Origin of the sequence: Methylophaga sp. OBS3, from assembly GCF_026319325.1 — a bacterium.
GTDB lineage: Bacteria > Pseudomonadota > Gammaproteobacteria > Nitrosococcales > Methylophagaceae > Methylophaga.
The window spans coordinates 291,573-315,138 of record NZ_JAPDMU010000001.1 but is presented as its reverse complement, the minus strand read 5'-3'; the positions used below and the strand labels follow the sequence as shown (position 1 = coordinate 315,138).

The window sequence follows — 23,566 nt, the reverse complement described above, 5'->3', positions numbered from 1 at the left end:
AACTATCGCTGTGTTTGTAAATCAGCCGGAACATAAATCTCAACAGGCACAGACATTAGGTTTAATCCTAATCCTGTTTTTTCAAGATTTTTAATTCGCTTATCAACAAACGCCATGGTGTTGCGTCGGAACAAGAAGGTGTATGGCTGGTCTTCAACCAAAATACGTTCTGCTTCATGCCACAACTTCATACGTTTTGCTTCATCAACTTCAGCCCGAGCGGCATCAATCACTTTATCCAACTCAGGGTTTTTATAGTTAATGAAGTTATCGCCACCTTCAACGGTTTGGCTTGAATGGAACATTTGGTAAATGTCGATTTCAATACCCGATGTCCAAGCCAAGGTAATGGCATCAAAATTCTTTTGCAGAATATTTTCGACCATAATTGACCATTCAGTCGGCTTGGGTTTCACGACAATACCGGCACGGGCATAAATGTCTCGTAAGAACAGCACCATACGACGGGTATCGTCACTATCTTGGAAGAATGTCAGTTCAAAAGAAAATGGCTCGCCTGCTTCTGACTCCAAGATGCCGTCACCATTACGATCAATAAAGCCAGCTTCTTCAAGTAAAGCCTTAGCTTTTTCAATATCATGCGGCATCGGCATATTTGCAGGATCATGTTGATCAGAACCATCCATAAATGGACTTGCTGCTGGCTGACCATAACCTAAGAAAATCTCATCAAGAACACGGTCAACATCAGTCAATAATGACATTGCTTCACGTACCCGTTTGTCAGCAAAACGTGATGGCTCGCCGCCGCGGGTTTGATTCCAGGCAATAAAGCTATAACCGGCCGTTGGACTCATATATTCGAAATGCTGACTACGCTCCGTGATCGCTTTATCTTCCAACAGCTTTTCATATTCACGAGGCAAAGCATTATAAATATCAATATCACCGTTACGGAATGTCGTTAACCGTGCACTATCATTTTCAATAATTCGCCAAAGCACCCGATCAAATGAGGTTTCAACAGGCCCCCAATAACGAGCATTTCGAATCAACTCGACGGCGCCTTGATCGGGTGTCCAGTTTTCTGGATCGGCTAAACGATATGGACCTGAGCCCATTAACAAACCCCGACTTTCATTAAACTCACGTGGGCTGTCTAAATAACGACGATAAAAATGTTCTGGCAATATTTCCAGTCCACCAGCCAATTGCAGGCTATTGTAATAAGGCTCGCTAAACACAAATTCGACTGTGTAGTCATCTAACGCCGTCACACTGGCAATACGCGATAAATAAGCACGAGCACGCGGTGCAGCAATCGCCTCAGTCATGATAAATTCGAAAGTAAAGGCCACATCTTTGGCCGTTAAAGGTTCACCATCGGAAAAGTTGATGCCGCGTTTTAAGGTAAAGGTAATCGTTAAACCATCTTCAGAAACTTGCCAGTCATTAGCAAGTAAACCGCTCCATTCCAAAGTATCTGGATCGCGGATTAACAATGTTTCTAACACATAGTTTTGAACATCCGAGGAATAGGCATCAGCAGAGACCAAAGGGGTCAGCGTTTTTAAGCCACTGGCAAAAGCCAAACGTAACCAGTCACCTTGGGCAAAATCATCGTTTTCCAAGGCCCGACGTGCGCGATCAAAAGCATCGCCTTTTATCTCAGCACCCAGCTGAGACGCAGAAACGTTACCGGAATTAAACTGGCCGTTACGAAGTGCTTGTTCTAACTCTCTTAATACTGTGCGACTACTACGAATATCTTTGGCTTGTTCGTCCATGACACGACGCATGTCATCCATCCGCGTCCACTGTCTATCTATTTGCACCATCACGAGGATAAGCATAATCACAACTAATGTGATGCCTAACCAGAACCCAAGACGACTTATCCCTGACTGTCCATTTTTCATTGTTATTTTTGCCTTAGTGCCGCTTCTTATTACAAGGTTTATTGTGCAGATTGACTAGTGAATATCAACCCATACCCAAGTTTAATTTTGATTATGGCGTTTGATGTTTTTCACATCCTTCATAAACTTTCGCTTCAACTTCGGTTTCTGGCAAACCATCTGGAAAGGTATAGGCCAAATTAATGGCCAAATCAATCATGCGAATAAACTCATCATTCATAAATTCTGGTCGCAATGTTTGTTGCACTTCTTCTTTGGTTTTACCTGCTTGCTTGTGATGATAATAATCACCAGCTAACGCAGATATGGTTAGACATTGCTGGTTATCCATCTCCGCTTCAGGCGGAGGGGGCTGGGCAATCGCCGCAGTGCTTACCAATAAACCCGCGATAAGCGAGCTAAGAACAATCTTGTGCATATTTGCTCCCAGATATGTCAATTAACACCTTGTCGCGTTGTTACTAGGACTTGGTTGTGAACAAAAATATCCCGCACTTTGTGAAGTTGCTGTGAACTAATTTTATTTGGATGGTAATGGCGTCATGTTGTTAGTAAAGATTCGGACTACCTCACCATTTTTGAGAACAACATGAGTCTCAGGTAAGCCAGTTGGATGAACTAGCCATTTATGAAAAATATCTTCAGTGCCATCACTGCGCGCACGAATGTGTTCACTGATATAACTTGGCTGCCAACCTTGACCGCATAGTGTTTTTACATCTGCGGGAGTCATACCGACTTCTATCGCCGCACTCACACCACAACTCACCGAAGCAACCTCATTACTACCCCCGGCGAACGCAGCACTAGCACTCATTAATAGCGCCATACTGGAAAAAACTCGTAACCTCATTTCAGCTCCCCTCTCTTGTTATTAATATCCGGCTAATATGCGATGCAGAAGTTTGCACGTCAACTTTCAAAAAGAGTACGGTTATAGACAGATTTCTGACAATGCTTGGTATTTATATCTACTCTCATGCTTAGGAGCTGTAATGGTCACTCGTTCAATGCAGGATCCCATTTATATTCCGTACGCAGGCCCGCAATTATTGGCGACATCGTTGCTAAATAAAGGAACGGCTTTCACAGCTGAAGAACGCCAAGCATTTAATCTAAATGGTTTATTACCAGCACGTTATGAATCTATTGAAGATCAGGCTGAACGAGCCTACTTACAATTCCAAAGTTGCGCCGAACCTATCAATAAACATATTTATCTACGTAGCGTACAAGATACCAATGAAACCCTATTTTATTATCTGATTAGCCAACATCTCGAAGAGATGATGCCCATTATTTACACCCCCACTGTGGGTGATGCGTGTGAGCGTTTTTCAGAGATTTATCGCCGTGCCCGTGGCTTATTTATTAGCTATCCAGACCGCGATAATTTGGATGCCATTCTGCATAACGCCACCAAACGACATGTCAAAGTTATCGTCGTCACTGATGGTAGTCGTATTTTAGGCTTAGGAGATCAAGGTGTGGGTGGCATGGGTATTCCCATTGGCAAACTCTCGCTATACACGGTTTGCGGCGGTATCAGTCCCGCTTATACATTACCCATCATGTTAGATGTGGGCACCAACAATCCAACCTTACTTGAAGACCCACAGTACATTGGCTGGAAGCATCCGCGAATTACCGGCGAAGAATATGATGCTTTTATCGAACAGTTCATAGAGGCATTACAAAAACGTTGGCCAGAAGCCCTTTTACAATTTGAAGATTTTGAACAAAGCAAAGCGCTGCCATTGCTAGAGCGTTATCGAGATAAATTGTGCTGTTTTAATGATGATATTCAAGGCACCGCTGCGGTTGCAGTTGGCACTCTTCTGTCAGCCTGTCATCAAAAACAAGAAAAACTATCAGAGCAGATCATCGTCTTTGCTGGTGCAGGCTCTGCTGGCTGTGGTATCGCAGAGCAGATCATCAAACAAATGCAGCTTGAAGGGCTAACCGATAAAGCCGCTCGCGAACGTATATTTATGGTTGATCGCCAAGGCTTACTCACCGAGGGTTTGCCAGACTTGCCAAACTTCCAGCAAAAACTTGCAACCAGTAACAGTCAATTAACGGCGTATAGTCTCAACGTAGGCGCTAATTTAAGAACTGTTGTCGATGGCGTTAAACCAACTGTTTTAATTGGTGTATCAGGAAAGGCAGGACTATTTGATGCCACCTTGATTAAAGCCATGTACAGCCACTGCAAGCAACCAATTATTTTTCCACTGAGCAATCCGTCAAAACAGATCGAGGCGACGCCGGAATCCATTTTACGTTGGACTGAAGGTAACGCACTCGTAGCAACCGGTAGCCCTTTTCTACCCGTTACGCTAAATGATAAGCACCACACCATCGCCCAGTGCAATAACAGCTATATTTTTCCGGGGTTAGGTCTTGCGGTTGTTGCTGCCAATATTTCACGTATTACCGATAGTTTGCTAATGGTGGCGAGTGCAGTCTTAGCTAAAGCTGCTCAACAAGATAATGGAAGAGCCTTATTACCACCATTATCCGAAAGCCGGCAGATTAGTGAGCAAATCGCTTTTGCCGTCGCCCAACAAGCATTTCAAGATGGCTTAGCACCGACACTGAATGATGGTGAATTGAAAGCTGCTATTGATAAGCATTTCTGGCAACCCAGCTACCGTCATTACCAAAGAGTCAGCCTTTAAGCGCTAATCACAAGCGGCTTCTAACATGATCAATTTAAACGGATCGGTTTGGGCATTAATACCATGCGCTTGTAGCCAAGCATCTTGTACTTGGTAAGCTTCAGCTTCTAGCTTTCCCCAGCATTGTTGATTAGCACCCTGCTTCCACTGCAGATAATGGACTAACTCATGAACTAACCAAGACTGATCTTGAAGGTTCGTTTGTCGGAAATCGGCATGCAGAAAAATCGTTCGCTGCTCGTTATAAAAGCCTTTGAGTTGCATGGCTTGGCAATCGGCTAAGGAATCAACACCATAGTTTTGGCAAAGGTTTGCCACTTCGGTGACGGTGATATTGGGTAACACCACCATGTCATCATAGTCGGTGTGTTGATATAACCAGCCAAGTAAAGACAGCAATAATGTTTCCATCTGTAACTCCTTGCTGAGTTAACAAGATGGTTTGATTATGCGCCGTTTGTCATCAAAGCGAAATAATTTGCGAGAGCTTTATAACAATATGATGCCAAACGGTTTTAATAACAGTGCTAATAACCAAATTGCGATAATGGTTATTAATATTGATATGACTATTGCCCCCCAAAAGCCTACACGATGTAACCAAAATGGAAATAGCAAAAACATCGGCAACGTCGGTAAGACATACCAAAAGGTGTAAACCGCATACTGACCGATTTTCTCATTCGGCTGATGCTCAACATAAAGCCAAAACATAGTCAGTAAAGCAATTATCGGTAAGGCAGTAAGCAACGCACCAAATTTCTCACTGCGTTTAACAATTTCTGAGAGTAAGACCACAATCCCCGCTGTAATAATATATTTACTAATCAGCCAAGCCATCCGTCACCTCCGTCAGAAACGAAATTTTATGCGCCGTAACAGGTGGATTTTGCTATGATCCGCAAGTCATTTGCTGACATGCCTGCTTTGTGGGCACAACACGCATTGTGCGTTCCTTCCAATTTAAGCACTTCAGGATTGTTATGCCAGAAATTATTATTGAGAAAAATCTTACTCAGGCCCAAATTCAAGAAAGAGGAATCCCAGGTTGGGAAATTTGGGACTGTCCAGTAACCGAATTCCGTTTGGATTTCGATGAAACTGAAAAAGCCTATATTTTGGAAGGCGAAATTGTCGTCACACCAGATGGCGGTCAACCAGTTACTATCGTGCCAGGTGACTATGCTGAATTCCCAGCGGGTCTGAAAAGCATGTGGAAAGTCACCAAAACACTGAAAAAGCATTACAGCTACGATTAGTATTTTGCGTTAGTCCAAAAACAAAAAAGGCATCCTAGGATGCCTTTTTTATTAGCGATAATTGCTACAGATTAAGCTGTTGCTAAATCGATCGCTTCAGCAGCTAAACGGGTAATTTCATCCCAGTTTTCAGCTTCAACCAAGCTAGCAGCACACATCCACGAGCCACCAACACAAGCAACATTTGGTAGGCTGTAGTAAGACTTAACATTCTTCTGGCTGACACCGCCAGTTGGGCAGAATGTAATTTGTGGAATTGGCGCACCAATTGATTTCAGCATCGGTACACCGCCCGCAGCTTCAGCTGGGAAGAATTTCATAGCAGTAATACCACGCTCTAATAAACGCATTGCTTCGCTTGGGTTAGCAACACCTGGCAGCAATGGCACACCTGTTTTCAGAGCAGCATCAATCAATATATCTGTTGTGCCTGGGCTCACGATAAATTCTGCACCCGCATCGATAGCAGCATTCAATGTTTCAACATTGATAATGGTACCTGCACCAACAACCGCATCAGGCACTTCCGCTTTAATACGACGAATTGACTCTAAAGCCGCATCAGTACGCAAAGTGATTTCTAATACTTTCAGGCCACCTTTAACCAAAGCTTTAGCCAGAGGTACAGCGTGATCTGCATCATTGATAACCATCACCGGTACAATCGGTGAAATTTTCATGATTTCGTGAATGGTTCTGCTCATTTGTTTTTCCTGATTATTCGGTGAAGTTATTCGACGTTAAACATATTGATAGCGCCTTCTTCTGCAGAAGACACACCAGCACGGAAGCTATCAAACAGTTCACGACCTGCACCGTAGTGATGTTCAGTATTTGCCATCATGCAAGACAAGCGTGAGTTAAATTCTTCTTCGTCGACCAATACGTTCATGATGCCTTTTTCGGTATCAAGGTGAATCATGTCGCCATCTTTAATACGTGTCAGTGGGCCGCCATCAGCAGACTCTGGGCACATTTGAATCGCAGAAGGTACCTTACCTGAAGCACCAGACATACGACCATCCGTGACCAAGGCGACTTTAAAGCCACGATCTTGCAGTACGCCTAAAGGTGAGCTCAATTTGTGAAGCTCTGGCATACCGTTTGATTTAGGACCTTGGAAACGCAAAACGACAATAACGTCTTTTTCCATTTCACCACGTTTAAATGCAGCAACCGCATCATCCTGATCATCAAAGACCATAGCTGGTGCTTCGACAACACGATGTTGTGGCTCAACCGCTGAAATCTTAGAAACGCCGCGACCTAAGTTACCTTTAATAACGTGAACACCACCAGATTTAGAGAATGGTTGTGCGATGCTACCAATAACTTCTGGATCTAATGATTTCGCTGGTGCTTCCTGCCACTTCAGTTTGCCATCAATCAGTTTTGGCTCTTGGGTGTATTGACTCAGACCTTTTTCATTACCAACGGTAATAATGTCTTCGTGCAATAAACCTGCTGACAACAGCTCACGAATCAACACGCCCATACCACCTGCGGCCTGGAAGTGATTAACGTCAGCGCTACCGTTTGGATAAACCTTAGTCATTTGTGGAATGATTTGTGACAGACGGTCAAAGTCATCCCAGTTAATGATGATACCGGCTGCGCGAGCAATCGCGACGATGTGCATTGTGTGGTTTGTTGAACCACCCGTAGCTAACAAGCCGATGATGGCGTTCATAATCGCTTTTTCATCAATCATGTGACCAATCGGACGGTAATCATCACCTAAAGCAGTGAATTTCAATACTTGGCGAGCCGCTTCTTTAGTCAGCTCATCACGTAAAGGTGTATTTGGATTGATGAATGTACCACCAGGCAAGTGTAAGCCCATGATCTCAACCATCATCTGATTACTATTCGCCGTACCGTAGAAAGTACATGTACCCGGACTATGGTAAGACTCAGATTCTGCTTTTAGTAATTCGTCACGACCGACTTTACCTTCAGCGTAAAGCTGGCGTATACGCACCTTTTCTTTATTTGGCAGACCGCTAGGCATTGGACCTGCTGGGACAAAAATAGTTGGTAAGTGACCAAAGCTTAATGCACCAATCAGAAGACCAGGAACGATTTTGTCACATACGCCCAGCATCATCGCAGCGTCGAACATGTTGTGGCTGAGACCGACAGCAGTTGACATAGCAATGACGTCACGGCTGAACAAAGACAAATCCATACCTGGCTGACCTTGTGTCACACCATCACACATGGCGGGTACACCACCGGCAACCTGCGCAACACCACCCGCTTCACGAGCAGCTTCTTTAATAATCGGTGGGAAATCTTTGTACGGTTCGTGCGCAGACAACATGTCATTGTACGAAGTAATGATGCCGACATTAGCTTTAATATTACCTGCCAAGTCTGACTTTTCACTGGCAGGGCATGCAGCAAAACCATGCGCCAGATTGCCACAACCCAACGTTAGGCGATGTGGACCTTTACCGGCAGCTTCATCGACACGCGCCAAGTAGGCTGTGCGCGATTTTTTACTGCGCTCGATCACTTCATTGGTGAGCGATTCTAAGACCGGATGAACCATGTTATGTCTCTCTCGTAGCTTGTGTTTTCGTAGTTTTTGGATCCGAGGCCGCTATTGGAACCGCAGCGCTAATCCATCAGAACTGTCGAACCAGACCCAATATTATAGCCTGTGACAGCCAAATTGGCACGATCAACCCTATTTTGACTGGTAAATCTGGGACTAGCAATGGCTTTAAACGACTGGCTAATAAGGACTTGAGCTTTTACCGTCGTTACTGATTGCATCTTGGGCAAATCCCCGAAAATTTACCAACTCGGGTATGATATGCGGCATTTTTGTGAATGGCAAAATCCTTATGCAATCTGAAAAACCGCGCCGCGAAATTAAGAGCTTTGTGCGCCGTGAAGGCCGCTTAACCCCCGGACAACAAAAAGCCTTAGACAATTTATGGCCGCTTTGGGGAATCGATGATGCCGAAACGCCAATAGATCTTAACGCGCTATTTGGCCGCGATAACCCTAAAGTTCTCGAAATTGGTTTTGGCAATGGTGCGTCATTAGCCGAAATGGCTGCTAATCAACCTGATATGGATTTTATTGGTGTTGAAGTTCACCGTCCTGGCGTGGGTCAACTTCTGAAATCGATTGATGATCGTAAGTTAACAAATGTACGGGTCGCCTGTACTGATGCAGTAGCCATGCTAAAAAACCGAATTGCAGATAGCGCACTGCATCGTGTGCAACTGTATTTCCCTGATCCTTGGCATAAAAAACGTCACCATAAACGCCGCATTATTCAACCGGCTTTTGTAGATGTGTTAGCAGCAAAAATTGCTGTTGGTGGCAACTTACATATGGCGACAGATTGGCAAGATTACGCTGAACAAATGTTGCAGGATTTATCAGCCAGTGAAGACTTCACCAACCTCGGAACGTTTGATGGTTATATTGAAAGACCTGACTACCGACCGCTGACAAAATTCGAGCAGCGTGGTCACCGATTAGGTCATGGTGTTTGGGATTTACTGTTCGAGCGTCATAAATAAAACTTGCTTTGATGTGGCGCTTGCATTAGCGTAATACGAGTTTAATGTGTTTCGAGGTTTATGCGCCATGTCATTGTCCAGATTGAGTTTATTGATACTGCTAGGAGCAGGTTCTTCCTCAGCATATGCTGCTGGATATGCCATTCTCGAACAAAGTATTACCGGTTTAGGCCGTGCATTTTCAGGTAGTGCCGCGGTTGCAGACGATGCCAGTACTATCTTTTTTAATCCGGCAGGCCTAACCCAATTAGATAGATCAGAAGTGATTTTTGGCGCCAATTTCATTGCGCCATACGCCAAGTTTGATAAAGATAGTGCAACATTACCCAGTGGTTTAGGTGATATCACTGGTGGTGATAACGGTAATGCCACGGAAAGCGCGATCGTACCTAATTTCTATTACGCACATCCTGTTAATGACAGACTGGTTTTGGGGATTGGTGTTGGCGCACCGTTTGGTCTAGTTACCGATTACAGCGATGACTGGGTAGGTCGTTACCATGCACGTCGCTCAGATTTAAAAACCATCAATATCAACCCGTCTTTTGGTTTTAAAGCCACAGATAAATTATCTGTCGGCGCGGGTATTAATCTGCAATATGCTGATATTGAATTATCACAAGCAGTGGACTTTGGGACTGCATGTCTGCGTGCAGCTGTTGGTCCATGCGCTCAACCACAAAACTTTGATGGTCAGGCAAAAGTTACCGCAGATGACTGGAGCTGGGGTTATAACCTTGGCGTAACGTATCAGTTCACTGAGGCAACCCGCGCGGGCTTAAGTTACCGCTCAAAAATCACCCATGATCTAGAAGGTAAAGGTGAGTTCCGAATTCCTAATGACCCAACAGTACAGGCTGTTGCTAATGGTGGAGGCTTCCAAAATGGTAAAGCCGAAGGCCGTGTAACGTTACCTGAGTCAGTCTCCTTGGCACTCCATCATCAAATTAACAGCCAATGGGTGGTAATGGCGGATGCAACATGGACACGTTGGAGCCGTTTTGAAGAGTTACGTATCGAGTCTGATGTAGAGAGACTTAACTCACAAAAAGACCAAGACTGGGAAAACACCATGCGTTATGGTCTGGGTGTTGAATACACACCAAATGACCGCTGGTCTTGGCGTGCAGGCATTGCCTATGACGAAACGCCTGTACCCAGCGCCCAACGTCGCACCCCACGTATTGCCGACAATGATCGTAAATGGGTTGCTTTTGGTGCCAGCTATGCCTACAGCGACAACCTGATGATTGATGCCGCCTATGCACATTTGTTTATGTCAGATAGTAAAGTCGATGAAGTAAACGAACAAGGCTACCGCTTACAAGGTGAGTTCCGTACGCATGTAGATATTGTCGGTGTTCAAGTACGTTGGTTGTTTGATTAACACCTGTTATGCAACAAAAAACCGATTACATCAGTCCGGAAGTCGCTGTCAGCCTACCCGGCTTATTTTTTGAACGTGTTCGCCGCTCGCCCAACGATCCCGCCTATCGCTTTTTTGATGCCAATGAAAATAGTTGGCAATACTTAACATGGCGGCAAGCCGCTTTTGAAATGGCTCGCTGGCAGCAAGCTCTGCTAGCAGAAAACCTTCAAGCCGGAGACCGGGTTGCTTTAAACCTCCGAAATTGTAAAGAGTGGGTTTATTTTGATTTAGCAGCCCAAAGTTTGGGGTTGATTGTCGTTCCATTGTACCCAGATGACCGGCCAGATAACATGGCATTTATTCTGGAAGATGCAGACGTGAAGCTGGTCTTACTGCAATCCAACCGGCAATGGCATTTACTCAAATCTGCACTTAGTGAACAACATGCTTTGCAAAAAGTTATTTTGCAAAATCCTAGCCATTTTGAGCACGGCGAGATCGCGACTGTTAGCAGTGAAGAATTTATTCGTCAGCCTGTCCGTCCCTTAATTGAGCAGACTTTAGATAGTCATAAATTAGCTTCTATTATTTATACCTCTGGAACAACAGGTCGTCCCAAAGGCGTGATGCTCAGTCATCAAAACATGCTGTCCGTGGCTTTTGGTGCATTGCAGTTTATGGATATATATCCATCAGATCTGTTTTTATCATTCTTGCCGTTATCTCATTCATTAGAACGAACGGCGGGTTACTACTTACCAATCATGACCGGTTCAAGCGTGGCCTATGCGCGTAGCATTCCCCTCTTAGCTGAAGACTTAAAGCAAGTACAACCAACTATATTGATTGCCGTTCCCCGAATTTTTGAGCGTATTCATGATCGTCTGCAACAAAAACTTCGCCAGCAATCCTTTATGAGACGTCAAATCTTTAATTTAGCTGTTCGAGTTGGTTGGCAACGATTTCACTGGCAACAAGGCCATCGACGTTGGTCTCTGAGCCAATTATTATGGCCAGTACTCAACAAATTGGTAGTAGGCACATTTAAGCAACGCATGGGTGGCCGTCTTAGATTAGCTGTTACAGGAGGCGCCCCTCTTCCAGAGTATGCAGCCAAACTATTTATTGGTTTGCAATTAAATCTGGTTCAAGGTTACGGCCTCACCGAAACAAGTCCTGTTATTAGTGTGAACCCGCCCGATAACAATAAGCCAGCAAGTGTCGGCCTGCCGATTAAAGGCGTTCAGGTCAAAATAGGCGAACAGCAAGAGCTCTTGGCAAAAGGTCCGGGCAATATGCTTGGTTACTGGAATAATCATAAAGCCACGGCACAAACGATCGATCCACAAGGTTGGTTACACACTGGCGATCAGGCAGAGATTTCAGAAAGCGGGCATATCTATATTACTGGTCGTATCAAAGATATTCTGGTGCTTAGTAACGGTGAAAAAGTACCACCTGCTGATATGGAGTCAGCAATCGTTAGTAATACACTGTTCGAGCAAGCGTTAGTTGTCGGCGAAGGCCAATCATATCTTGCAGCTGTAATTGTATTTGATGGTGAACAATGGCCCGAATTAGCCCAGTCTCTAGGGTTAGATCCAATGCAAAATAGTAGCCTCGAAGATAAAAAGCTACACCAGTATGTCATCAAGTTGATTCGGGAAGCACTGGCTGCTTTTCCTGCTTATGCCCGTATTCGTCGGGTCTGTTTGAGTTTACAGCCTTGGACAATTGAAAATGGCTTACTGACGCCAACATTAAAAGTGAAACGTGCTGAGGTAATGACAAGATATCAGCGAGAAATTGCTGCGTTATTTGATGGCAAAGACTAAGCTGAAGCTGCTAAACCTTCAGACATTAATTCTGGAATTTGCCTCATCACTGCTTCAACGGTATGAAATGAACCAAAAATCAAAACACGATCACCTGCTTTTGCTTGTTGCATAGCTAAGTGATAAGCCTGTTCTACGGTATCTTGCTGACTAAATTGCGCAGTTGTTACTGCTGCAGTTAAGCCGTTTGCGAGGTCTTTGGCAGTTTGCCCCCTCTCTCCAGTTAGACCACCCAAATACCAATGATCGATAGCCGTCTGTAAGGCTGTAAAAACGGCTGCACTGTCTTTGTCACGTAACATTGCAATCACTGCCAATGTCTTTCCATGACATGGTGCTTCAAGCAAAAGTCGTTCAAGGTTTTCAGCGCCCTGCTGATTATGGGTCACATCAAAAATACGTTGAATTGGCCCATCTAAAACTTGGAAACGACCAGACAGTCTTACCGTTGTTAAACCTTTTCGAACGGCTGCTTCGTTAATATTTACCAAGCCTTCTTGAGCAAGTAATTGTGCAGCCATAATTACAGCCGCACTATTTTGCAATTGGTATTCACCATTGAGTGCAGGCCTAGGCAATTGTTGAAAAGCTTCTATATCTTTTTGTTGCCATGACCAAGAGTCACTAGTTTGATGATATAGATAGTCACGGCCAGCAATATATGTCGGCGCCGCTAAGGTATTTGCGATATCTAAAACACTTTGTGGCGGTGACACCTCACTACAAACAACAGGTCTTCCTGCTCGCAAAATACCGGCTTTTTCTGCACCGATTTTTTCTCGATTATCACCAAGCCAATGCATGTGATCTAGGCCAATTGGGGTAATGATGGCCACATCAGCATCAAATAAATTGACAGCATCGAGGCGTCCACCCATACCAACTTCTAATATAGCGACGTCAACTTTTTGATCAATAAAGATCAGAGCAGCAGCTAAGGTTGCAAATTCAAAATAGGTTAATGAGATCTCGCCACGAGTTGCATCAATTTGTGCGAAAGCCTGACAAATTTGTGCGTCGGTACTTGGCTCGCCATTTACCGCCATACGCTCGTTATAACGCAGTAAGTGTGGCGAGGTGTAACTACCGGTTTTATAACCAGCAGCACGCAAAATCGCTGTCATTAAAGCCACGGATGAACCTTTACCATTGGTACCCGCAACGGTCACAACTTTAAATGGTAAGGGCTTACCTGTAGACAAGCGCTCCCAAACTGCAGCAATACGCGTCAGTCCGGGATCGATTTCAGTAAAGTGAAGTTTTTCTTGCCAGGCCAGCCATTCAGGCAAGCTGTTAAATCGCATACAAGTGCGGCTTAGGCGACAGTGCGCTGTTGCATCATGCTCAGCAAGTTGTGCAGACGATCACGCATATCACGTCGATTGATAATTAAATCAACCGCCCCGTGCTCCAACAAAAACTCACTGCGTTGGAAACCTTCTGGAAGCTTCTCACGAACAGTTTGTTCAATAACGCGAGGACCAGCAAAACCAATTAAAGCTTTTGGCTCAGCGACATTAATATCACCCAACATTGCCAAACTGGCAGAGACGCCGCCCATTGTCGGGTCAGTCATTACCGATACAAATGGTACTTTGGCGTTAGCTAATTGCGTTAAAACAGCACTCGTTTTAGCCATTTGCATAAGAGAGAACAACCCCTCTTGCATACGCGCACCACCACTTGCTGAGAAACAAACTAGTGGGATTTTCTTGTCTAATGCAACTTGGGCTGCACGAACAAATTTTTCACCAACAACAGAACCCATTGAGCCGCCCATGAAGCTAAAGTCAAAGGCAACAGCAACAATAGGTAAGCTTTTTAATTTACCTTGCATGGCTAACAATGCATCGTTTTCACCGGTAGATTTTTGCGCTTGAACAATACGGTCTTTATAACGCTTGCTGTCTTTAAATCGCAACGTATCAATTGGCTTAACCTCAGTACCAATTTCTTGGCGACCGTCTTCATCAAGAAAGCTTTGCAGTCGCACTCTGGCATTAATACGTTGATGGTGATCACATTTAGGACAAACCATCAAATTACGTTCTAATTCAGCACGATATAAAACGTTGTCACATTCAGGACATTTGCACCAAACCCCTTCTGGAACAGAGCGACTACGACCTGTGGTACGGATTTTTGAAGGGATTAATTTTTCAAACCAACTCATTGTTATTTCCTCAAATCTCAGGCGTTCGCCATATCACGGGCATTAATTGCGTGGCGCATCTCAGCCAACATACTAGCAACAGCCGCAGGAATCTCCTGTGGTCTGTTTGCATGTTCTTCTACACAACGAATCAGCGCACTACCCACAACAACTGCATCAGCAACGGTCGAAACGGCAGCAGCAGACTTACCATCACGAATACCAAAACCAACGCCTAAAGGCAGATCAGTTAGGCTGCGCAATTGGTCCAGCTTAGCCGATACTTCATCTACATCAACAGCTGCTGTACCCGTCACACCTTTAATTGATACGTAGTAAATAAAACCTTTGGCAACATCAGCAATCATTTTCATGCGTGCTGGTGATGTTGTTGGCGCAACTAAGAAGATTGTATCAATTTCGTGCTCATCCAAAATAGCCCGAAACGCTTCTGATTCTTCAGGTGGCATATCGACAGTTAACACACCATCAACACCCGCTTTTTGTGCTTTTTCAGCAAAAGTTTTATAGCCAATTGCTTCTAATGGATTGGCATATCCCATCAAAACAACAGGTGTTGTCGTGTTCTTATCACGAAATTGACTGACCATTTCCAACACATGATTGAGCGAAACGTCATTTTGCAAAGCCCGCTCGCAGGCTTTTTGAATAACCGGACCATCAGACGCAGGATCTGAGAAAGGCACGCCTAATTCAATCACATCAGCACCAGCTTCAACCAATGCATGCATTAAAGGCACGGTTACCCAAGGCTCAGGATCGCCAGCTGTGATATAGGGAATTAACGCCGTTTGACCATCAGCTCGCAAGCCTTGAAAACACTGACTAATTCGACTCATTTAATACCTCAAAAACTCAGACCGGCCATTGCCGCGACGGTATGCATATCCTTATCCCCACGACCTGACACATTGATCAGGATGCTTTGATCTTTGCTCATGGTTGGGGCGAGTTTGCTAGCGTAGGCAAGGGCATGACTTGTTTCTAATGCCGGAATAATGCCTTCAGAACGCGTTAAATCATGGAAAGCAGCTAATGCTTCGTCATCGGTAATAGCAACATAATTTGCACGACCAATGTCTTTTAACCATGCATGCTCAGGGCCAACACCAGGATAATCCAAACCAGCTGAAATAGAGTGTGTTTCAATAATTTCACCCGCAGCATCTTGCATCAAATAGGTACGGTTGCCATGCAAAATACCTGGCGTACCAGCACATAATGGCGCTGAGTGTTGTCCGGTCGCAAGTCCGTGACCTGCCCCTTCTACACCATACATGGCAACAGATTCATCTTCGATAAAGGGATGGAACAAACCAATCGCATTCGAGCCACCGCCAATACAGGCAACTAATGCATCAGGTAATTTACCTGTGCGTTCCAGCATTTGTGCTCTGGCTTCACGACCGATAATCGATTGAAAATCACGTACCATCGCTGGATATGGATGCGGTCCAGCTACTGTACCAATGATATAGAACGTGTTATCAACGTTAGTTACCCAATCACGTAAAGCTTCGTTTAATGCATCTTTGAGGGTTTTAGACCCTGAAGTAACCGGTACAACTGTCGCACCCAGTAACTTCATCCGATAAACGTTTTGTGCTTGACGCTCAACGTCTTCAGCGCCCATATAAACAACACACTCAAGGCCAAGACGCGCCGCTACCGTTGCACTGGCAACACCATGTTGACCTGCACCCGTTTCAGCAATAATGCGTGTTTTGCCCATACGTTTAGCCAATAAAGCTTGGCCAATGGTGTTATTTACCTTGTGTGCACCAGTATGGTTAAGATCTTCACGCTTAAGATAGATTTGCGCGCCACCTAATTTCTTAGTCCAGTTTTCAGCAAGATAGATTGGCGAAGGACGACCAACAAAGTCAGCCAAGTCTTTATCCATTTCAACCAAGAAATCAGGATCATTACGATATTGCTGATAAGCTTCCTGCAACTCCGTAATAGCCCCCATCAGTGTCTCACCGACAAAGCGGCCACCGTATGGTCCAAAATGCCCACGGGCATCTGGATAGTGCTGGTAATAATCTTTGCTCAGATTTTCAGGCATTAGCTACCTCTTGCATAAACGCGCGTATTTTTTCTTCATTTTTTATTCCCTTTGCCGACTCGACGCCACCACTGACATCGACCCCGTAAGGGCGTATTTGCTTAATAGCGGATGCCACATTGGCATCTGACAAGCCACCCGCCAAAATAACTGGCTTATCAACTGGTGTCACCATAGACCAGTCGAATGTTTCCCCTGTTCCACCCGGCACACCAGCCTTAAATGTATCTAATAACAATGCCGTTGCCTGTTGATAGTCGGCTGCTGCATTGGTTAAATCATCTGCCGTTTGCATACGGACAGCTTTCATATATGGATGATTAAACTGCTGGCAAAAAGCCGGTGTCTCATCACCATGGAATTGTAACAATGACAGCGGAACATCTTTAATTGTTGCCTCAATTTGCTCAACACTCGCATTGACAAACAAGCCCACCAAGCTAACAAAAGGTGGTAAGCCGCGACAAATTTCGGCTGCCTGCGCAATAGTGACAGCTCTTGGGCTCTCTGCATAAAAGACAAAGCCCAAGGCATCAGCACCCATTTTTATCGCAAATTCAGCATCTTGCCGACGTGTTATGCCACAAATTTTGACACGAGTTCTCATCGTGAGTCATTAAACTCCAAATATTGACCCACTACTTTACCAGAGCACTGGTAAAGCTGACACTGTTGGCAATGCGTACTCGTCAGGATAAATCACATCGCTAAGGTATAAGCCCTCAGGCGGTGCAGTTACGCCTGCTTTATCACGGTTTTTACTGGCTATTACAGCATCAACCCAATCAACAGGCTGTTTTCCCTCGCCAACAGCAGTAAGCACCCCCATGATATTACGTACCATGTGATGTAAAAATGAACGCGCCACAACATCAACAGCAATACAATCACCTCGCCGAGTAACCGTAATAGCATCCAAGGTTTTTATTGGGCTTTTAGCTTGGCACTCTTTTGCACGAAGCGCCGAGAAGTCATGCTGACCTAACAACCGGTTGGCTGCTAGTTGCATTTGTTCGATATCAAGTGGCTTATAAAACCACCACATTCGTTTATGTTGGGTTGCACTGCGGCTAAGACGATTTAATACCATATAACGGTATTGTCGACGCTGAGCTGAAAACCGAGAATGGAACTCGTCATTGACTTGTTTTACCCAGTTGACAACAACATCATTGGGCAAATTTGCGTTAACGCCTAATAACCAGCTGCGATCATTTCTCACTGCATCGGTATCAAAGTGAATAACTTGATTTAGCGCATGAACACCAGCATCAGTCCGACCTGCAGCGTGAATCGTTGTGTCACAATTTGCGACTTGCGAAATGGCTGCTTCTAGTGTGCCTTGAACAGTGCGTTGGTTCGGTTGCGCTTGCCAGCCGTTAAATAATGTCCCGTCGTATTCGACGCCCAAGGCAATCCGCATCAGTGAACCGTTAGTTTAGCGTCGCGAGCAATGTCCGTGCTCGTTCTTTTTGCTCTTCACTGCCTTCATTAAGCACTTCTTGCAAAATACCACGGGCACCATCAGGATCACCCATATCTACATAGGCTGCAGCTAAATCTAGCTTCGTTTCAGCTTCATCGATTTCATCAAAGCCGCTTAAGTCAAAATCTAAGTCATCTTGAACATCACTTAAGTCTAGCTCTTGAATATCGGCTTGCTGTGGTTCAGCGATGTCATCAACGGCATCAGAGTCATCATCCAAATCTAGTGAAATGGGCATAACATCTTCACGTAAAGTTGGTTGTTTAGGCTCTTCTTCCCACGACACATCGTTAGTGTCAGTGTCATCAATATCAAGCGAAATTGGCGTGATATCGTCACTATCCACTGTTTCACTTACATAGGTATCACGTACTTGTAAGCGATCATCGAAGTTATCTTCTTCAAGTTCTTCAACAGTAGGTGTTATCGATTCAGGCTCATTATCATCTGTGCTGACATCAGCTTGAAATTGCGACAAGTCAAAGTCGATAGCACCATCGTCATCAACTTTTGGCTCAGCAATCTCTTCTTGCGTTGTCTCGTCGACATCATCAAGGTTTAGATTGATTTCTGTCGTTTCATCCAATTCAGGGATGTCATCTTCAATAACATCATCAACGTTATCATCTGAGTCTGATTGGAATCGTGCATCATAGGGCATTAATGCTAAGCCCCAAGTACGAACATCATCCCACTGCGCATCATCTTCGTTGATGTCACTGTCAACAAGCACTTGTTCAAAATCAGCTGATTTATTTTGTTTGAATAAAACAAATAACAATTTAGTCGCAACAGACTTATCATCAGGCGCCATCTGACGTGCTTGTTCTAGTGCCGTTCTTGCTTGTACATAATCAGCATAACCAACAAACATATCTGCTTGTTCGACGAGTTCATCAACGGTCTTAGTGGCTTCGACAGGTTCAGCGTTAGCAGCCATCACAGCAACAGTCGCATCGTTATCTTCAAGAACGTCAGCTTCGGTTATTACTTGTGTAGTTGGATTTTCTTCTTCGACCTCAGCAACGGCCTCATCCCAGGTTTCTTCTTGGCGACGGTTTCTAATGACTAACCAAACCAGCAGTAAAACTAAAAGGCCACCCAACAGAATTTCAAGAATGTAATTACCAATAAATGTTTTGGCATTGTCTAAATAACTTGCCGCTGCAGGTTTATTAGGGTCGTTTACAACAGGGCTTGCAACTTCTGATTGCGTTTCAGCAACGTCCGTTGTCGTATCAACATCCGAATTTTCGCTGGTATCAGCTGTTTCAGCATTAAGCGCCGCTAATGGTTGTTGTGCGGCATCCGAACCTGTCACTGACTCCTCTTCAAGCATTGCTTGAAGTCTAGCCATATCTTCATCTTTCAAAGATAACAGGCGACGCATGGTTTCCATTTGGGCTTCCATGGCGTCCATACGTTCTTTGAAATCAATATTTTCCTGTGTTTGTGCTTCGATTGTTTCTTGAGCCAAAGTGAGCTGCTCATTCAATCGACGTACTTCTGGGTCACCAAGCTGATCAGGGTCAGCTTCTGACTCACCATCTTCAGCGGCAGCTACTAACTTCAATCGTGAACCATCATCAACTGGCTGTTGGTCCGTCGCTTCTGTCTCTGAGGCTGATTCAATTGCTGCCTGTTCTGTAACAGCTGGCGCTTCATTGGCAGGAGTTGGTGCAACTGGCGCTACAACTTGCTGTGAGCGGTTTCGCCATTGTGTTGACTGCGTCTGAACGGCTGCTGTAGCTTCTGCAGCGGATAACTGACGAATCGTTGCAGCATCAGGAATTTGCAGCGTTACGTTGGCTTTAAGACTATTGATATTGTTTGACTGAAAAGCATCTGGGTTAGCATTCAATAATGCCATCATCATTTGCTGAGCCGTAATATCTGCAGCAGGCTTGGTGTTTTGGGCAATTTGCCACAACGTATCACCACGACGTACTTGATAACTATTTACGGTTGCACTTGGGCGACTTGTTGGTACAGAACTCGTTGTCGGTCTGCTTGGTGCCACTTGGGTGCTGGTAGTCGAGCGTTGGTAAACTTCTGATGGCGGATCGAGTAATACCGTGTATTCACGTAACATACGACCCTCTCCTGCCGAAGCAGTCACTAGAAAGTCGAGGAATGGTTCTTTAATCGGAACTTGGGAGGTAATTTTGATACGTGCATTGGCACCATTTTCAATTACTTCGAAACGCAGCTGGGTCAGTAAAAGACTTCTATCGATACCGGCTCGGTCAAAATCTGCCGTTGACGCTAATCTAACATCTAGATTGCCTTGTTCAGTTGCCCTTAGTGACGTAACGGGTATTTCAGCATTAAAGGGCTGGTTAAGGGCTGATTTCACCGAAATCTGCCCCAGACCAAATGCCCAAGAAGTGACTGGATTAAGCAGCCCTAAAGCAGCTACAACTGACAAACTGACAATGCGTTTTTGCGTCATTTATTCCGTCCTTCCATGCACGCCAAGAGACTGGCTACAGATATTTTTCTACCAGAACTTCAGCAATCTGCACACTATTTAATGCCGCGCCTTTACGAACATTATCCGCAACCACCCATAAATTCAAACCATTAGGGTGTGAAATATCTTCACGAATACGACCGATATACACTGGATCTTGACCAGATGCTTCGGTGACTGCGGTCGGATAACCACCGTCTTTACGATCATCTAATAACACCACACCAGGGGCTTTTTCATAAAGCGCCATCGCTTGTTCTGCAGTAATTTTGTCGCGAGTCTCGATATGAACAGATTCTGAGTGACCAAAGAAAACTGGAACACGTACAGCGGTTGGGTTCACCTGAATGCTGTCATCACCCATGATTTTTTTGGTTTCCCAAACCATCTTCATTTCTTCTTTGGTGTAACCGTTATCCATGAACACATCGATTTGTGGCAACACATTAAAAGCGATTTGTTTTGGGTAAACTTCTGCTTCTACAGAACGACCATTCAACAGTGCAGCAGTTTGCTTAGCCAGTTCATCCATCGCTGGTTTACCACTGCCCGATACTGCTTGGTAAGTACACACATTGACACGTTTAATACCAACCGCATCATAGATTGGTTTTAAGGCAACCAACATCTGGATCGTTGAACAGTTTGGGTTGGCAATAATGCCACGTTGCTTGTAGCCGGCAATCGCATCAGGATTTACTTCTGGCACCACTAATGGCACATCGTCGTCATAACGGAACTGTGAAGTGTTATCTATAACCACACAACCTGCCGCAGCGGCTTTCGGTGCATAAATTTCAGAAACACTTGCGCCTGGTGAAAACAGACCAACTTGGACTTTAGAAAAGTCAAACTCAGCCAAATCTTCAACGATCAGTGATTTATTGCCAAACTGGACTGTACTACCAGCAGAACGTTCACTGGCAAGTGCATAGACTTTGCCAACCGGGAATTTACGCTGGTGCAAAATTTCCAGCATGGCTTCACCGACTGCGCCAGTGGCGCCAACTACTGCTACATCTACTTGTTTAGTCACAATTCACCTTTGTTTATTACAGCGCTGCCACAACGGCATCGCCCATTTCAGCGGTCGAAACTTTTGTCATGCCCGCTGAGAAAATATCTGCAGTTCTCAGCCCCTTATCCAGAACCACGCTGACTGCTTGTTCGACTCTGTCAGCCATGGTTGGCTGATTCAGGGTATAACGCAGCATCATAGCAGCTGACAAAATCGTTGCCAGTGGATTCGCGATATTTTGTCCAGCTATATCCGGTGCACTACCGTGGATTGGCTCGTACATACCTTTTCGGTTTGCATCTAATGAAGCCGATGGCAACATACCAATAGAACCCGTCAGCATTGATGCGCAATCAGACAAAATGTCACCAAACATATTGGTCGTGACCATGACATCAAATTGTTTTGGCGCACGTACCAATTGCATTGCCGCGTTATCGACATACATGTGGCTCAATTCGACATCTGGATAATCTTTGCTGATGCGTTCCATCGTATTCCGCCAAAGCTCAGTTGATTCCAGCACGTTAGCTTTATCTACTGAACAAACACGTTTGTTACGTTGTTGCGCTGTTTCAAATGCCACACAGGCAATACGCTCAATTTCACTCTCACTGTAAACCAGCGTGTTAAAACCTTGTTTTTCGCCATTTTCTAATGTGCGAATACCACGTGGTTGACCGAAATAAATACCGCCAGTCAGCTCACGTACGATCATCAAATCTAAACCAGCAACGACATCCGCTTTCAGTGTCGATGCTTCAGCCAATTGTGGGTAAAGTAACGCCGGGCGTAGATTGGCAAACAAGCCTAATTCTGAGCGAATACCCAACAAACCTTTTTCTGGACGAACACTGATATCTAGTGACTCCCATTTATAGCCACCAACAGCGCCTAATAAAATCGCATCAGATTCTTTGGCCAATGTCAGAGTTTCAGCAGGTAATGGCGTACCAGTTGCATCATACGCCGCACCACCGATAAGACCTTCTTCCAGCGTGATATCTAAACCATCTTTTTGTAGGGCGTTAAGAACCTTTACAGCTTCAGCAACGATCTCAGGACCAATACCGTCACCGGCTAATACAGCAATTTTTTGTGTCATTTTTGTATCTTTTAAAATTTAAAATTAGGTAAATAGCCAAGGTGCTTCATCCTGACGGCGAGCTTCGTAGGCTTTGATAGCATCAGTGTGTTGTAAAGTCAGGCCGATATCATCAAGGCCTTCCAACAAACAATGCTTTTTAAAACTATCAATGCTAAAGGCGATTTTATCGCCATTTGCTAACTGAATTTCTTGTGATGGCAAATCAACAGTCAATTGATAACCAGGATTGGCTTCAACTGCTGCAAACAACGCATCTACGGTGGCTTCATCCAATGGTATCGCCAAAATGCCATTTTTACTGGTGTTGCTGAAAAAGATGTCAGCAAAACTTGGTGCAATGATCACTTTGATACCGAAATCGGCCAGCGCCCAAACAGCGTGTTCACGGCTTGAGCCACAGCCAAAGTTTTCACGAGCCAGCAAAATCGTGCCGCCTGCATAGCGAAGCTGATTCAATACAAATTCAGGATTTTTTGGGCGATTCGCACAATCTTGACCAGGTTCACCATGGTCTAGATAACGCCATTCATCAAACAAATTAGGGCCGAAACCACTACGTTTGATCGACTTTAAAAACTGTTTTGGAATAATCGCGTCAGTATCGACATTGGGTCTATCTAAAGGGATGACGACACCCGTTTCTACAGAAATTTTTTGCATTTTATCCTCAAGCT

The 23,566-nt window shown here is 44.7% G+C and carries 22 protein-coding genes; 5 read left to right on the top strand and 17 right to left on the bottom strand.

Features of this window, described 5'->3' with window-relative positions; genetic code table 11:
- Positions 1-2: 2 nt before the first annotated feature.
- The 3 genes from OMP94_RS01545 to OMP94_RS01535 all read right to left on the bottom strand — a co-directional run bounded on the left by OMP94_RS01545 (position 3) and on the right by OMP94_RS01535 (position 2,733).
- Positions 3-1,880 carry a peptide-binding protein gene (locus OMP94_RS01545; protein ID WP_266275229.1) on the bottom strand — a complete coding sequence of 626 codons (1,878 nt, stop codon included), beginning with the start codon at positions 1,878-1,880 and terminating at the stop codon, positions 3-5.
- Positions 1,881-1,971: 91 nt separating this feature from the next.
- Positions 1,972-2,298, bottom strand: coding sequence for a hypothetical protein (locus tag OMP94_RS01540; RefSeq protein WP_266275227.1), 327 nt, complete (start codon positions 2,296-2,298; stop codon positions 1,972-1,974).
- A gap of 102 nt (positions 2,299-2,400) precedes the next feature.
- Positions 2,401-2,733 carry a hypothetical protein gene (locus OMP94_RS01535; RefSeq protein ID WP_266275225.1) on the bottom strand — a complete coding sequence of 111 codons (333 nt, stop codon included), beginning with the start codon at positions 2,731-2,733 and terminating at the stop codon, positions 2,401-2,403.
- A 142-nt stretch (positions 2,734-2,875) separates the two neighbouring features.
- On the opposite strand from OMP94_RS01535, the gene OMP94_RS01530 reads away from it, so the two are divergent.
- Entirely contained in the window at positions 2,876-4,561 is a 1,686-nt protein-coding gene (locus OMP94_RS01530; RefSeq protein ID WP_266275223.1) for an NAD-dependent malic enzyme, read from the top strand.
- Positions 4,562-4,564: 3 nt separating this feature from the next.
- Here the strand turns inward: OMP94_RS01530 and OMP94_RS01525 are convergent, their stop codons facing one another.
- Both OMP94_RS01525 and OMP94_RS01520 read right to left on the bottom strand, forming a co-directional pair.
- Entirely contained in the window at positions 4,565-4,972 is a 408-nt protein-coding gene (locus OMP94_RS01525; RefSeq protein ID WP_266275221.1) for a DUF6647 family protein, read from the bottom strand.
- A 78-nt stretch (positions 4,973-5,050) separates the two neighbouring features.
- On the bottom strand, positions 5,051-5,401 hold the full coding sequence (locus OMP94_RS01520) for a DUF3147 family protein (RefSeq protein WP_266275219.1): 351 nt from the start codon (positions 5,399-5,401) through the stop codon (positions 5,051-5,053).
- Positions 5,402-5,544: 143 nt separating this feature from the next.
- Here OMP94_RS01520 and OMP94_RS01515 point away from each other — a divergent pair, with 143 nt between their 5' ends.
- Positions 5,545-5,820: a cupin domain-containing protein gene (locus OMP94_RS01515; protein ID WP_266275217.1), complete on the top strand. Its 276-nt coding sequence runs from the start codon at positions 5,545-5,547 to the stop codon at positions 5,818-5,820.
- A 71-nt stretch (positions 5,821-5,891) separates the two neighbouring features.
- Here the strand turns inward: OMP94_RS01515 and OMP94_RS01510 are convergent, their stop codons facing one another.
- Together OMP94_RS01510 and edd are read right to left on the bottom strand one after the other, a co-directional pair.
- Positions 5,892-6,524 (bottom strand): bifunctional 4-hydroxy-2-oxoglutarate aldolase/2-dehydro-3-deoxy-phosphogluconate aldolase, encoded by a 633-nt coding sequence (locus tag OMP94_RS01510; protein WP_266275215.1) that lies wholly within the window; start codon positions 6,522-6,524, stop codon positions 5,892-5,894.
- Positions 6,525-6,550: 26 nt separating this feature from the next.
- Positions 6,551-8,374, bottom strand: a complete 1,824-nt coding sequence (gene edd / locus OMP94_RS01505) for a phosphogluconate dehydratase (RefSeq protein ID WP_266275213.1) — start codon at positions 8,372-8,374, stop codon at positions 6,551-6,553.
- Positions 8,375-8,672: 298 nt separating this feature from the next.
- Here edd and trmB point away from each other — a divergent pair, with 298 nt between their 5' ends.
- The 3 genes from trmB (at position 8,673) to OMP94_RS01490 (ending at position 12,566) form a co-directional block, all read left to right on the top strand.
- Entirely contained in the window at positions 8,673-9,362 is a 690-nt protein-coding gene (trmB, locus tag OMP94_RS01500; protein ID WP_266275211.1) for a tRNA (guanosine(46)-N7)-methyltransferase TrmB, read from the top strand.
- 67 nt (positions 9,363-9,429) lie between these two features.
- Positions 9,430-10,749, top strand: a complete 1,320-nt coding sequence (locus OMP94_RS01495; protein ID WP_266275209.1) for an OmpP1/FadL family transporter — start codon at positions 9,430-9,432, stop codon at positions 10,747-10,749.
- Positions 10,750-10,757: 8 nt separating this feature from the next.
- On the top strand, positions 10,758-12,566 hold the full coding sequence (locus OMP94_RS01490; protein ID WP_266275207.1) for an AMP-dependent synthetase/ligase: 1,809 nt from the start codon (positions 10,758-10,760) through the stop codon (positions 12,564-12,566).
- Here OMP94_RS01490 and folC read toward each other — a convergent pair.
- Genes folC through leuD form a run of 10 tightly spaced genes read right to left on the bottom strand, consistent with a single transcriptional unit; the run spans position 12,563 to position 23,552 of the window.
- Positions 12,563-13,870: a bifunctional tetrahydrofolate synthase/dihydrofolate synthase gene (gene folC / locus OMP94_RS01485; protein ID WP_266275205.1), complete on the bottom strand. Its 1,308-nt coding sequence runs from the start codon at positions 13,868-13,870 to the stop codon at positions 12,563-12,565. The genes OMP94_RS01490 and folC overlap by 4 nt on opposite strands.
- A gap of 11 nt (positions 13,871-13,881) precedes the next feature.
- Positions 13,882-14,739, bottom strand: coding sequence for an acetyl-CoA carboxylase, carboxyltransferase subunit beta (gene accD, locus OMP94_RS01480; protein WP_266275203.1), 858 nt, complete (start codon positions 14,737-14,739; stop codon positions 13,882-13,884).
- Between the two features lie 17 nt (positions 14,740-14,756).
- Positions 14,757-15,578 carry a tryptophan synthase subunit alpha gene (gene trpA, locus OMP94_RS01475; protein WP_266275201.1) on the bottom strand — a complete coding sequence of 274 codons (822 nt, stop codon included), beginning with the start codon at positions 15,576-15,578 and terminating at the stop codon, positions 14,757-14,759.
- An 8-nt stretch (positions 15,579-15,586) separates the two neighbouring features.
- Positions 15,587-16,807 (bottom strand): tryptophan synthase subunit beta, encoded by a 1,221-nt coding sequence (gene trpB / locus OMP94_RS01470; protein ID WP_266275199.1) that lies wholly within the window; start codon positions 16,805-16,807, stop codon positions 15,587-15,589.
- The gene (locus OMP94_RS01465; RefSeq protein ID WP_266275197.1) at positions 16,800-17,414 is read right to left on the bottom strand and encodes a phosphoribosylanthranilate isomerase; all 615 of its coding nucleotides are present in this window, start codon (positions 17,412-17,414) and stop codon (positions 16,800-16,802) included. The genes trpB and OMP94_RS01465 overlap by 8 nt, the downstream gene beginning before the upstream one ends.
- Before the next feature lie 36 nt (positions 17,415-17,450).
- On the bottom strand, positions 17,451-18,230 hold the full coding sequence (gene truA, locus OMP94_RS01460) for a tRNA pseudouridine(38-40) synthase TruA (protein ID WP_266275195.1): 780 nt from the start codon (positions 18,228-18,230) through the stop codon (positions 17,451-17,453).
- Between the two features lie 10 nt (positions 18,231-18,240).
- On the bottom strand, positions 18,241-20,745 hold the full coding sequence (locus OMP94_RS01455) for a FimV/HubP family polar landmark protein (protein ID WP_266275193.1): 2,505 nt from the start codon (positions 20,743-20,745) through the stop codon (positions 18,241-18,243).
- A gap of 34 nt (positions 20,746-20,779) precedes the next feature.
- Positions 20,780-21,802 (bottom strand): aspartate-semialdehyde dehydrogenase, encoded by a 1,023-nt coding sequence (locus tag OMP94_RS01450; RefSeq protein WP_266275191.1) that lies wholly within the window; start codon positions 21,800-21,802, stop codon positions 20,780-20,782.
- 16 nt (positions 21,803-21,818) lie between these two features.
- Positions 21,819-22,889, bottom strand: a complete 1,071-nt coding sequence (gene leuB, locus OMP94_RS01445; RefSeq protein WP_266275189.1) for a 3-isopropylmalate dehydrogenase — start codon at positions 22,887-22,889, stop codon at positions 21,819-21,821.
- A 24-nt stretch (positions 22,890-22,913) separates the two neighbouring features.
- Entirely contained in the window at positions 22,914-23,552 is a 639-nt protein-coding gene (leuD, locus tag OMP94_RS01440) for a 3-isopropylmalate dehydratase small subunit (RefSeq protein WP_266275187.1), read from the bottom strand.
- Between the last annotated feature and the right edge of the window lie 14 nt (positions 23,553-23,566).